At 75.0% G+C, this 11,512-nt stretch carries 13 protein-coding genes; 4 read left to right on the plus strand and 9 right to left on the minus strand.

Translation table 11 applies throughout. The annotated features are described in order from the left end of the window. Positions 1 to 249: 249 nt before the first annotated feature. Entirely contained in the window at positions 250 to 1,008 is a 759-nt protein-coding gene (locus KCH_RS16665; protein WP_035863857.1) for a phosphoglyceromutase, read from the minus strand. Between the two features lie 110 nt (positions 1,009 to 1,118). Between KCH_RS16665 and KCH_RS16670 the strand changes: the two genes are divergently transcribed. Beyond that, the gene (locus KCH_RS16670) at positions 1,119 to 2,393 is read left to right on the plus strand and encodes an MDR family MFS transporter (RefSeq protein ID WP_035863860.1); all 1,275 of its coding nucleotides are present in this window, start codon (positions 1,119 to 1,121) and stop codon (positions 2,391 to 2,393) included. 7 nt (positions 2,394 to 2,400) lie between these two features. Here KCH_RS16670 and KCH_RS16675 read toward each other — a convergent pair whose 3' ends face one another. From KCH_RS16675 to mshA, 3 genes are all read right to left on the minus strand, one after another. After that, positions 2,401 to 2,880 carry an SLATT domain-containing protein gene (locus KCH_RS16675; protein WP_084223672.1) on the minus strand — a complete coding sequence of 160 codons (480 nt, stop codon included), beginning with the start codon at positions 2,878 to 2,880 and terminating at the stop codon, positions 2,401 to 2,403. 32 nt (positions 2,881 to 2,912) lie between these two features. Further along, positions 2,913 to 3,428: a type III secretion system chaperone family protein gene (locus KCH_RS16680; RefSeq protein ID WP_035863864.1), complete on the minus strand. Its 516-nt coding sequence runs from the start codon at positions 3,426 to 3,428 to the stop codon at positions 2,913 to 2,915. Between the two features lie 74 nt (positions 3,429 to 3,502). After that, positions 3,503 to 4,807, minus strand: a complete 1,305-nt coding sequence (gene mshA, locus KCH_RS16685) for a D-inositol-3-phosphate glycosyltransferase (protein WP_244305660.1) — start codon at positions 4,805 to 4,807, stop codon at positions 3,503 to 3,505. Between the two features lie 248 nt (positions 4,808 to 5,055). Here mshA and KCH_RS16690 point away from each other — a divergent pair, with 248 nt between their 5' ends. Next, positions 5,056 to 5,880 carry a class I SAM-dependent methyltransferase gene (locus tag KCH_RS16690; RefSeq protein ID WP_035872355.1) on the plus strand — a complete coding sequence of 275 codons (825 nt, stop codon included), beginning with the start codon at positions 5,056 to 5,058 and terminating at the stop codon, positions 5,878 to 5,880. 143 nt (positions 5,881 to 6,023) lie between these two features. Here KCH_RS16690 and KCH_RS16695 read toward each other — a convergent pair whose 3' ends face one another. Beyond that, complete coding sequence (locus KCH_RS16695; protein ID WP_035863869.1) at positions 6,024 to 6,572, minus strand: O-acetyl-ADP-ribose deacetylase; 549 nt, start codon at positions 6,570 to 6,572, stop codon at positions 6,024 to 6,026. Positions 6,573 to 6,789: 217 nt separating this feature from the next. Here KCH_RS16695 and KCH_RS16700 point away from each other — a divergent pair, with 217 nt between their 5' ends. Continuing rightward, positions 6,790 to 8,208, plus strand: a complete 1,419-nt coding sequence (locus KCH_RS16700; protein ID WP_035863872.1) for a PP2C family protein-serine/threonine phosphatase — start codon at positions 6,790 to 6,792, stop codon at positions 8,206 to 8,208. A gap of 84 nt (positions 8,209 to 8,292) precedes the next feature. On the opposite strand, the gene KCH_RS16705 is transcribed toward KCH_RS16700, so the two are convergent. From KCH_RS16705 to KCH_RS16715, 3 genes are all read right to left on the minus strand, one after another. Continuing rightward, positions 8,293 to 8,613 (minus strand): DUF2516 family protein, encoded by a 321-nt coding sequence (locus tag KCH_RS16705; protein ID WP_051653969.1) that lies wholly within the window; start codon positions 8,611 to 8,613, stop codon positions 8,293 to 8,295. A gap of 114 nt (positions 8,614 to 8,727) precedes the next feature. After that, the gene (locus KCH_RS16710; RefSeq protein ID WP_035863874.1) at positions 8,728 to 9,273 is read right to left on the minus strand and encodes a hypothetical protein; all 546 of its coding nucleotides are present in this window, start codon (positions 9,271 to 9,273) and stop codon (positions 8,728 to 8,730) included. 38 nt (positions 9,274 to 9,311) lie between these two features. Beyond that, on the minus strand, positions 9,312 to 9,698 hold the full coding sequence (locus tag KCH_RS16715; protein ID WP_035863876.1) for a helix-turn-helix domain-containing protein: 387 nt from the start codon (positions 9,696 to 9,698) through the stop codon (positions 9,312 to 9,314). Between KCH_RS16715 and KCH_RS44550 the strand changes: the two genes are divergently transcribed. Then, positions 9,661 to 11,298 carry an alpha/beta fold hydrolase gene (locus KCH_RS44550; protein ID WP_341865380.1) on the plus strand — a complete coding sequence of 546 codons (1,638 nt, stop codon included), beginning with the start codon at positions 9,661 to 9,663 and terminating at the stop codon, positions 11,296 to 11,298. The genes KCH_RS16715 and KCH_RS44550 overlap by 38 nt on opposite strands. On the opposite strand, the gene KCH_RS16730 is transcribed toward KCH_RS44550, so the two are convergent. Then, a complete protein-coding gene (locus KCH_RS16730; protein WP_035863877.1) occupies positions 11,299 to 11,508 on the minus strand; it encodes a hypothetical protein in 210 nt (69 codons plus the stop codon). Between the last annotated feature and the right edge of the window lie 4 nt (positions 11,509 to 11,512).

The raw sequence follows: 11,512 nt of genomic DNA on the forward strand, positions 1-11,512 counted from the left end.
TGGGGGTGGATGGAGTACATGCGCGGGCACGCGCGGGCCGCGTGGGGGCGGCCTTGAGTGTCATGCCCGCGCCGACATTGCCCTCACGCTAGAAGCCCGCGGCGACCCCCGTCAATGGTCTGAACCATTCTTCGTGGTCTGAACCACTCCGTCCCGCCCGCCGATTGACGCCCCGTCACCCGGACACGGAACAGCCCCCTGGGCCGGGGCACCGTTGCGCCGGACAGGGGGCTGAGGGGACGTGGAGCGTTACTTCTTGCCCTGGTTCTTGACCGCCTCGATCGCGGCGGCGGCGGCCTCCGGGTCGAGGTAGCGGCCACCGGGGTTGACCGGCTTGAAGTCGGCGTCGAGCTCGTAGACGAGCGGGATGCCGGTGGGGATGTTGAGGCCGGCGATGGCCTCGTCGGAGATGCCGTCGAGGTGCTTGACCAGGGCGCGCAGGCTGTTGCCGTGGGCGGTGACCAGGACGGTCTTGCCGGCCGCGAGGTCCGGGACGATGGCGTCGTACCAGTACGGGAGCATCCGCTCGACGACGTCCTTGAGGCACTCGGTGCGCGGGCGCAGCTCGGACGGGATCTCCGCGTAGCGGGCGTCGCCGGCCTGCGAGTACTCGGCGTCGTCGGCGAGGGCCGGCGGCGGGGTGTCGTAGGAGCGGCGCCAGAGCTGGAACTGCTCCTCGCCGAACTCGGCCAGGGTCTGGGCCTTGTCCTTGCCCTGCAGGGCGCCGTAGTGGCGCTCGTTCAGGCGCCAGCTGCGGCGGACCGGGATCCAGTGGCGGTCGGCCTTGTCCAGGGCGATCTGCGAGGTGCGGATGGCGCGGCGCAGCAGCGAGGTGTGCAGCACGTCCGGCAGCAGGCCCTCGGCGAGCAGCAGTTCGCCGCCGCGGGCGGCCTCCTTCTCGCCCTTCTCGTTGAGGTCGACGTCGACCCATCCGGTGAAGAGGTTCTTCTGGTTCCACTGGCTCTCGCCGTGACGGAGCAGGATCAAGCGGTAGGTCGTGTCAGCCATGGGGCCAGCTTAGTGGAGGGGGAAATTCGATGGCCGGGCCGTCCACGCCGGATGTAATGTACGCAAAGCGTCTTTGCCCATTACCGATCTGCCGTCCCCGGGGAGCCCTCATGCCCGTCTCCGCCCGTCTGGTGAACGAAGTGCGCAGGGCGGCGGGCGGGCTGCCGCGCCAGTTCTGGTGGCTGTGGACGTCGACCCTGGTGAACCGCCTCGGCGGCTTCGTGGTCACCTTCCTGGCGCTGTACCTGACAGTCGATCGAGGGTACTCCGCGTCCTACGGCGGCCTGGTGGCGGGTCTGTTCGGTCTCGGCTCGGCGATCGCGGCGGTGGGCGGAGGGGTGCTGACCGACCGGCTCGGGCGGCGGCCCACGCTGCTGGTGGCCCAGTTGTCGACGGCGGCGTTCACGGCGGTGCTGGGCTTCGCGGACGGGCAGGTGGCGATCGCGGCGGTCGCGTTCCTGGTGGGCCTGGCGAGCAACGCGTCCCGCCCGGCGGTCTCCGCGATGATCGCCGACCTGGTGCCGGCCGCGGACCGGGTGCGCGCCTACTCGCTGAACTACTGGGCGGTCAACATCGGCTTCGGCGTCTCCGCCGCGGTGGCCGGACTGATCGCCGCGAACGGCTACCTGACGCTGTTCCTGCTGGACGCGCTGACCACCGTGCTGTGCGCCGTGCTGGTGTTCGTGAAGGTCCCCGAGACGCTGGCGAAGGCCGAGGCGGAGGCGGAGGCGGCCGAGGAGCCGACGGAGGCCGCCGTCGGCCTGGGCGCGGTGTTCCGGGACGGCGCGTTCATGGCGGTGGTCGGCGTGAACCTGCTGCTCGCCCTGGTCTTCCAGCAGGGCCCCACCACGCTGGCGATGGACATGGGCCGGCACGGCATCTCGACCGCCGAGTACGGCCTGGTGGCCAGCCTGAACGGGGTACTGATCGTGCTGCTCCAACTGCCGCTGACCCGGCTGCTGGAGGGCCGCAACCGCACCGCCCTGCTGGTGGCGAGCGCGCTGCTGATCGGCTGGGGCTTCGGCCTGACGGCGGTGGCGGGCACGTCCACCGCCTTCTACGCGCTGTCGGTGGCGGTGTGGACGATCGGCGAGATCATCAACGCGCCGACCATGATGGGGCTGGTCGCCGAGCTCTCCCCGGCCCGGGCCCGCGGCCGCTACCAGGGCGTGTACTCGCTGTCCTGGTCGCTGGCGGCCTTCCTCGGCCCGGCGGCCGGCGGCCTGCTGCTCCAGTACGCGGGCAGCTGGGCGCTCTGGGGCAGCTGCGCCGCCGGCGGGACGCTGGCGGCCGGCGCGTTCGTGTCGATCGGCCGCCGCCGTCCCGCGCGGGACGCGGCGCCGGACGCCGACCTGGCCGCGGAGCCGGCCGCCGCGACGGCCTGAGGCCGCGTCAGACCACCGCGCCGCCGCTCTCGCTCTGCCGCAGCCGCACCCAGGAGTCGTGGTCGTCCTCGAGGATCCGCTGGTACTCGTCGACCAGCGCCGCCACCCGGTCCGGCTCCGGGACGGTGTCGCCGTACTCGGCCTTCAGCAGGGTGAGGCGGCGGCGCAGCGAGGCCAGCCGGTGCACGGTGTCGGAGCGCTGGATCCACAGCGTCCGGTAGCCGAAGAACGCCGCCCAGGCGGCGAGCACGGTGACCAGCGCGCCGCACACCAGCGCGGCGTCGGCCAGCCGGTCGGCCATCGGCTCGCCGACCTTGAGGCCGAGCAGCACGGTGACCAGTACGGACAGGCTGACGGTGGCCAGCTGGAGGGTCAGGGCCCGCCGCCGGTCCCAGTCCCGGCGGCGCCGGCGCTCGGCCAGCTCCGCGCCGAGCTCGGCCTCCAGCCAGGCCAACTTCCTTTGTGCAGCGGCACGTTCGTCGTCCATCGGTATCCTCCCCGGGCGGGAGGATACCGGGCTCAGCCCTCGGCCGGAGGGTTCTCGCTCGCCAGGTGGGCGAAGGCGGTGAGGTTGCGGGTGGACTCGCCGCGCTTGGTGCGCCACTCCCACTCGCGGCGGATCGCGGTGGCGAAGCCCAGCTCCAGCAGGGTGTTGAACGGCTCGTCGGCGTTCTCCAGCACGGTGCCCAGCAGCCGGTCCACGGCCTCGGCGGTGAGCGCCTCCAGCGGCAGCCGGCCCACCAGGTAGACGTCGCCGAGCCGGTCGATCGCGTACGCCACCCCGAACAGCCGGGTGTTGCGCTCCAGCAGCCAGCGGTAGACGCCCTCGTGGTTCTCGTCGGGGCGGCGGATCACGAAGGCGTTCACCGACAGCGTGTGGTCGCCGACCCGCAGCGCGCAGGCGGTGGACAGCTTGCGGGTGCCGGGCAGCGAGGCGACCAGCGTGTACGGGTCGGCGGCGGCGGGCTCCCAGGCCACACCGGCCTCGTCGAGCGCGGCGCGGAGCAGGGGGAGTGCGTCGTCCTTGGCGGCCATGCCCCCACGCTAACCGGCCGCCGGGCCGGGCGGGGTGTCGCCCCGGTCACCCCGCGCGCCGGGGTGACCCGCCGTCAGGAGACCCGCACCGGACGGGCGCCGGCCATCGCGTCCGCGTACACCTCGGCGGTGGCGCCGGCCGCCGTCAGCCAGCCGAACGCCGCCGCGTGCCGGGCGGCCGCCTCGCCGCGGGCCGGGGCGAGCGCCGGGTCGGTGGCGTACGGGAGCAGGGCCTGCGCCCAGGCGTCCGGATCGTGGCCGGGGACGAGGGTGCCCGTCACGCCGTCGCTGACCGCGACCGGGAGGCCGCCGACGGCGGCCGCCACCACGGGGGTGCCGCAGGCCTGCGCCTCCAGGGCGACCAGGCCGAAGGACTCGCTGTGCGAGGGCATCACCAGGGCGGTCGCCGCGCGGTACCAGTCGGCGAGCTGCTGCTGGCCGACCGGCGGGCGGAACCGGACCACGTCGTTGATGCCGAGCTGGGCGGCCAGTTTGTGCAGGCTCTCGGGGCGGGCCAGGCCGCTGCCGGACGGCCCGCCGACCACCGGGACGACCAGCCGCTCGCGCAGCCCGGGCCGGCGCTCCAGCAGCCGGGCGACGGCCTTGAGCAGCACGTCCGGCGCCTTGAGCGGCTGTATTCGGCCGGCGAACAGCAGGACCGCGGCGTCCTGCGGCAGGCCGAGGCGGTGGCGGGCCGCGGCGCGGTCGCCGGGGCGGAACACGTCCAGGTTCACGCCGGGGTGGACCACGGCGAGCTGCTCCGGGCGCGCCGCGTAGTGGTGGGCCAGCTCGGCGGCCTCCTCCGCGGTGTTGGCGATCAGCCGGTCGGCCGCGCCGACCACCTGGGTCTCGCCGATCACCCGGGCGACGGGCTCCGGGGTGTCGCCCTCCGCGAGCGCCGCGTTCTTGACCTTCGCCATGGTGTGCATGGTGTGCACCAGCGGCACGCCCCAGCGCTCCGCCGCCAGCCAGCCGACCTGGCCGGACAGCCAGTAGTGCGAGTGCACCAGGTCGTAGTAGCCGGGGCGGTGGCCGGCCTCGGTGCGCAGCACGCCGTGGGTGAAGGCGCACAGCTGGGCGGGCAGGTCCTCCTTGAGCAGGCCCTCGAACGGGCCGGCCGTGACGTGCCGCACCAGCACGCCGGGGGCGAGCTGCACGGTCGGCGCGTCGTCCGAGCTGATCGCCCGGGTGAAGACCTCGACCTCGATGCCGAGGTCGGCGAGGCGCTTGGCCAGCTCCACGATGTACACGTTCATGCCGCCGGCGTCACCGGTGCCGGGCTGGTGCAGCGGCGAGGTGTGGACGCTCAGCATGGCGATCCGGCGCGGGCGGCGCGGACGCGCGGGGGCCGCGGCGGACCGCGACTCCCCGCGGGGCATGCGGACGAGGTGGTGGGTCACCTGCGTGAAGCCTCCCTGGGCGCTGCCCGTCGCTGCGTCTGTGGTGGTGCCGACTGCGTCACTGCGTGTTCTGCCTGCTCACGCGCCGCCGCCCGCGGCCGGGAGCTGCGGGCGGTGGGACGTCAAGGATGCCAACCGCAGCGTCTCGTCCGCGTATTCCCGGCTGCTGGCGAAGCACCGGGGACGGGCCGGCCGGGCACGGGCGGCGCTGCGTAGGCTTGGTGACCATGGCCGCAAGCGACACGCCGTCGTCCCGGGGCCGGTCGAGCCGGCCGGTGGGGACGATCACTCGGGGGACGACGAACACCAACCGGCTGCGGCGGATGGACCGCTGGATCGCGTACACGGCGGGCCGGGCGCTGCGCGCCGCCGTGCAGCCGCCGGTCGCGGTGGACCTGGGGTACGGGGCGGCGCCGTGGACGGCCGTGGAGCTGGCGGCGCGGCTGCGGGCGGTGCGGGCGGACGTCCGGGTGGTGGGCATCGAGATCGACCCGGCGCGGGTGGCGGCGGCGCTGCCGATGGCCGACCCGCCACTGCTGGACTTCCGCCGCGGCGGCTTCGAGGTGCCGCTGCCGGGCGGGGCGCGGGCCCAGCTGATCCGGGCGGCGAACGTGCTGCGGCAGTACGACGAGGAGCAGGTGGCCGAGGTGTGGTCGCGGCTGTGCGGGCGGCTGGCGCCGGACGGGCTGCTGGTGGAGGGCACCTGCGACGAGATCGGGCGGCGGCACGTGTGGGTGGCGCTCGGCCCGGAGGGGCCGCGGACGGTGACCTTCGCGGCCCGGCTGGGGAGCCTGGAGCGGCCGTCGGACCTGGCGGAGCGGCTGCCGAAGGCGCTGATCCACCACAACGTGCCGGGGCGCCCGGTGCACGCGTTCCTGCGGGACTTCGACCGGGCGTGGGCGGCGGCCGCGCCGCTGGGCGCGTTCGGGGCCCGGCAGCGCTGGGTGGCGGCGTGCGCGGCGCTGGCCGCGGACTGGCCGCTGCGGGACGGGCCGGCCCGGCGGCGGCAGGGCGAGCTGACGGTGGACTGGGCGGCGCTGGCGCCGCGCTGAGCCCCTTCCCGCGCGCGGCCCGGGCGGGCAGCCGTTCGACCGGTTCACTCGAACGAGTTATCGAATCCCTCTGGCGCATTGACGCCCTGCCGCGCCACCATGGGAGCACCCGAATGCGCCGTCGCGCGCCCCCTGAGCGCCCGTCAGCGCCCCTGCTCTCCCGGCCCCGTCGCCAGCTCGTCCCGCACGCGTTCGAACACCTCGTACATCTCGGCACCGAACAGCACGAAACGCACCTCGTCCAGGTCGGGCCCCACCTCGGCCACCGCCGTCAGGGCGATCCGGGCGGCATCGTCCGGCGGCCAGCCGAAGATCCCGGCGGAGATCGCCGGGAAGGCCACCGTCCGCGCCCCCAGCTCCGCCGCGACCAGAAGGGATTCCCGATAGCACGAGGCCAGCAGCTCGGCCCGCTGCGCGCGGTCCTCCGCCCGGAACACCGGCCCCACCGTGTGCACCACCCAGCGGGCCGGGAGCCGGCCGGCGGTGGTCGCCACGGCCCGGCCGGTCGGCAGGCCCTTCCCGTAGTGCGAGGCGCGCAGCCTCCGGCAGTCCGCGAGGATCTCCGGCCCGCCCCGGCGGTGGATCGCGCCGTCCACCCCGCCGCCGCCCAGCAGTGAACCGTTGGCGGCGTTCACCACCGCGTCCACCCGCTGATCCGTGATGTCACCCTGCACCAGCGTGATCCGGGTCACCGTTCCTCATCTCCCGTCAACTGCGGCTCTGCGGTGGCGGAAACCGTACAGAACGACGCCACCGGAAGCGTGGCAATAACCACATCGCCGCCGCTCAGTCGAAGAAATCCTCGGAGATCACGTTATGGTCGCGGGAAGCTCCCCGATGCCCGGTGCCATGCGGGCACCGCGGACGGACACCAGCCGTTGGCCTGTCGGGGAAAGGAAGGACCGACCGATGCCCGCTACGGGAGACGGGCGGGCACCCGACGCGACCGACGACGTTGGGTCCGCCGAGCGCAGTCAGAGCCGGCGCGACGCGCAGCGCCGGAGCCGGACCACGGGTTCCGCGCCGATACCGCACCCGCGCAGCACGCCGGGCGGCAGCGAGCCGGTCCGGGCCGCGGCCGCCGACTTCCGGGTGCTGGTGGTCGAGGGCGCCGGGCCCGGGCACCGGCTGTTCGAGTCGCTGGCCGAGGAGCTCGGCGAGCGCGCCGAACTGCACCGGGTGGACGGCGTCCGCGAGGCGGCGGCCCTGCTGCCCCCGCCGCCCGGCACCGGCCGGCGCGGCATGCGCCACCCCGAGTTCCAGTGCGTGCTGGTCGACCTCGGCGCGCCCGGCGAGCTCCCGCCCGGCAGCGACGGCCTCGACGAGCTCCGCGAACTGCTCCGGCGCGCCCCGCACACCGCCGTGGTGGTGCTCACCGACGCCGCCGGCGCCGAGCTCGGCGCGGCCGCGGTCGCCGCCGGCGCCCAGGACTTCCTGGTCCGGCAGGACACCGCCGGCCCGCTGCTGGCCCGCGCCCTGCGCTACGCGGTGGAGCGCAAGCGCGCCGACGAGTCGCAGCGCCGCCTGGTGGAGGCGGAGATCCGCGGCCAGGAGAACGCCCGGCTCCAGCGCCACCTGCTGCCCACCCCGCTGCTGGACGGCGCCGGCCTGGCCTTCACCCGCCGCTACCGGCCGGGCCGCCGCCGCGCCCTGCTCGGCGGCGACTTCTACGACGCCGTCCGCACCCCGGACGGCCGGGTGCACGTGGTGATCGGCGACGTCTGCGGCCACGGCCCGGACGAGGCCGCGCTCGGCGTCGCGCTGCGGATAGCGTGGCGCACCCTGGTCTTCGCCGGCCTGACCGGCCAGCAGCTGCTGACCACCCTGCAGCACGTGCTGGAGCACGAGCGCCGCAGCGACGAGATCTTCGCGACGCTCTGCATGCTGGTGCTGGACGCGCCGGGCGGGGACGGCGCGGCGGAGTCCGCCGAGCTGTTCCTGGCCGGGCACCCCGCGCCGCTGCTGCTCGGGCCGGACGCCGCCCCGGTGCTGCTGCCCTCCGACCAGGCCGGGCCCGCGCTCGGCCTGCTGCCCTGCGACGCCACCCAGTCCACCTGGCCGGCCCTGCGGCTGGACCTCCGCCCGGGCTGGCGGCTGCTGCTGTACACCGACGGCCTGGTCGAGGGGAAGGTCGGGGCGGGCTCGCCGCGGCTGGGCCAGGAGGGCCTGATCGACCTGATCGCCGACCACCAGGCCGCCGGGCTGACCCGGGGCCGGCTGGTGGACTCGGCGATCGCCGAGGTGGAGGAGCTGAACGGCGGGGCGCTGACCGACGACGTCGCGGTGCTGCTGCTGGAGCGCAACCCGGTTCCGGTGATCATGGGCTGACGGCCCGTCGGATCCCCGGAGACGGACACGGAGAAGGGGCGGCCCCGTGCGGGGCCGCCCCTCTCTCGTCGCCGTGCGGCGGGGTCACCAGGGGCCGTACGCACCCGAGCTTCCGCCGCGGCCGTCGGTGAGCAGCTTGATCGCGGGGCGGACGTCCACCACGTAGACGATCGCGGCGACCAGGCCGGCCAGCGTCAGCAGGCCGGTGACCGGGTTGGCGCCGAACAGCAGGTCCGCGCCCAGCGCCAGGCCGAGCACGACCAGCCAGAACCCCTTGGTCTTCTTGTCGGCGGCGCGGTACGCGTCGTCGCGGCGGACCGCCGCGTCCACGAACGCGAACACCTTGTAGCAGATGATCGCGGTGGCCAGCCACCAGAACGGGTTCAGGAGATCGACGTACAGGATCTGCACCTGGGGCTCCTCATCTCTCTCTTCCATCCTGGCACGGGCACTGCCCGGATCAACGGTGTTCGGCGGTGTGCCGTTCCCCTCGGCCCCCGGAGGAGCCCCTGCCCGGCGTCACTCGGAGTCGGCGGCGGCCTTGCGGGCGCGGGCCGGCTTCTTCGCGGCGGCCTTCGGCGCGGCCGGCTCCGCCTCGACGGCGGGCTCGTCCACCACGACCTCGGCGAACACGACCTCCTCGACCGGGGGCTCGGACCCGACGGCCGGCTCGGCGTCCTCCGGGCGGGTGTTCGCGGCGTCCACCACGGTGCGGCCGCGGACCGCGAGCTCGTCGTAGACCTCCTTGGCCTTGACCGCGAACTCCAGCGCCCGGCCGACCTGCTGCATCGCGAACTCCTGGGCCTTGGCCTGGAGTTCCTTCACGTCGGTGGGCAGCGCGGTGACCGCGCCGGTGACCTTCGCCTGGGCCTCGGCCAGCTTGCTGCCGGCGTCCTGCAGGGCGGCGGCGGCCTTGTCCTGCGCGCCCTTCGGGTCGGCGGCGAGCGCCTCCAGCTGGCCGGGCACCTCGCGGAGCTTCTCGTAGGCCAGGTCGCCGGCGCCGGCCAGGGCGTACAGCGGGGTGGGGTCGGTGAGGGTCTTCTTGAGCTCGTCGCTGATCGGCATGTCTGGTCCTCCGGTCGTGGTGCGCCCGTGCGTTCGGGTCACGCGGGGTCGGTCGGGTGGGCGGCGCCGGCCGGGCGGGCGGCCTGGTTCTCCTTCAGGAAGGCCTCGTAGACCGCCAGCAGGGCCTGCTTCTGCCGCTCGTTGATCTGCGGGTCGGCGAGGATCGCGGCCCGCAGGCCCGGCCCCTTCTCGTCCCGCTCCTCCAGAATCCCGGCCTGCACGTACAGCGTCTCCGCCGAGATCCGCAACGCCTTGGCGATCTGCTGAAGGATCTCCGCGCTGGGCTTGCGCAGCCCGCGCTCGATCTGGCTCAGGTACGGATTGGACACCCCGGCGGCCTCGGCCAACTGCCGCAGCGAGTACTGCGCGTTCCGCCGCTGCTCCCGGATGTACTCGCCGAGCGAGCCCACGTTCAGTGACGCCATACCGGCAGTCTGCCCCGCCCTGCTTGCAATTGCAAGCACACTGCTAGCGCCCGCACGCACCGGGCTCGGTAGCCTTCGCGTGCGGAGTCGTCGGAGACCTGGGGGTGGCGCGGTGGCGGGGCAGCGGGTCGGGGCGGTGTTGTGCGATGTGGACGGGGTACTGCGGGTCTGGGGCGACCTGGGTGCGGTGGACGCGGCGCACGGGTTGCCGGTCGGGACGGTCGCGGGGGCGGCGTTCCGGGAGGAGCGGCTGCTGCCGGCGGTGACCGGGCGGGTGAGCGACGAGGAGTGGCGGGCCGCGGTCGCGGACGATCTGGCGGCGGCGTGCGGCTCGCTCGCGCGGGCGCGGGCGGTGGTGGCCGACTGGGGGCGGCAGCCGTTCCGGGTGGACGCGGAGGTGCTGGCGCTGCTCGGCGAGGCCCGCCGGCGGGTGCCGGTGCTGCTGGTCTCGAACGGCACCACCCGGCTGGAGGCGGACCTGGCCGCGCTCGGGCTGGACACCGCCGTCGACGGGGTGCTCAACTCCGCCCGGCTGGGCGCGGCCAAGCCCGACCCGCAGGTGTACCTGGCGGCCGCCGCCCGGGCCGAAGTCCCGCCCGGGCAGTGCCTGTTCGTGGACGACAGCGCCGGCAACGTGGCCGCCGCCGAGGCGCTCGGGATGCTCGGCCACCACCACCGGGACGCCGCCGGGCTGCGCCGGGCCCTCGCGGCCGGCGGGCTGCTCCGACCACTCCGCGAAATGCGGCGGCACCCCGCCCGACGGCGTGTCAGCATCGGCCGCATGACGACCTTCTCCGCACACGACGGAACCACCCTGTCCTACGAGCAACTCGGCGACGGCGCACCGCTGGTGGCGATCCCCGGTGGCCCCGGCGCGGACGCCCGCTACCTGGGGAGCCTCGGCGGCCTGGACGCCGACCGGCGGCTGATCCGCTTCGAGCCGCGCGGCACCGGCCGCTCCGCCGCGCCCGTGGACCGGGCGAGCTGCGCCTTCGCCTCCCAGGCGAAGGACCTGGAGGCGCTGCGCGAGCACCTCGGGCTCGACTCCTTCGACCTGCTCGGCCACTCCGCGGGCGCCCTGACCGCACAGCGCTACGCCGCCGAATTCCCGCACCGCGTACGGTCCTTGGTGCTGGTGACGCCGGTCGGCCGGGGCGCCCGGGAGGCCGACGAGGCGGAGCTGGCCGCGATCCGGGCCGGCCGCGCCGACCAGCCCTGGTACCCGGACGCGGCACAGGCGGCGGCCCTGCTGGCCGCCGGGCAGGGCGACCCGGCGGAGCTGCTCGCCCGCATCACCCCGTTCTTCTGGGGCAGTTGGGACGACCGGGCGCGCGCCGCGTCCTTCGATCCGGACCTGGTGCCGAGCGCGCCGTGGATGCGGGAGGCGTTCTACGCGAGCGCGGGCGAGGCCGCGCCGGTGACCGTTCCGGTGCTGGTGGTGGCGGGCGAGCTGGACGGAATGATCGGCACCGCGCCGGCCCGGCTGGTCGCCGCCCTCCACCCGGGGGCCCGGCTGGAGGTGCTGGCGGGTGCGGGGCACCGGCCCTGGGTCGAGAAGTCGGCCGAATTCACCGCGCTGGTAGGGGAGTTCCTCGGCTAGTCACCCCTCGACCAGGCGGCGGTAGTCGGCGGCCAGCAGGTCGGCGAGGTCGCGGCCGCGGAGCGGGATGCCGCTCGGGCCGAGGTGGTCGAGGGCCGGGTCGGGGCGTTCGGCGGGGGCGTCGGACGGCCGGAGGGTGAACTCGCCCTGCCAGAAGGCGTCCAGGCACTGGTCGAGCGGGCGGTCGGAGTCGGGCGGGCGGGTCGTCATGGTG

The organism is Kitasatospora cheerisanensis KCTC 2395, from assembly GCF_000696185.1.
Lineage (GTDB): Bacteria > Actinomycetota > Actinomycetes > Streptomycetales > Streptomycetaceae > Kitasatospora > Kitasatospora cheerisanensis.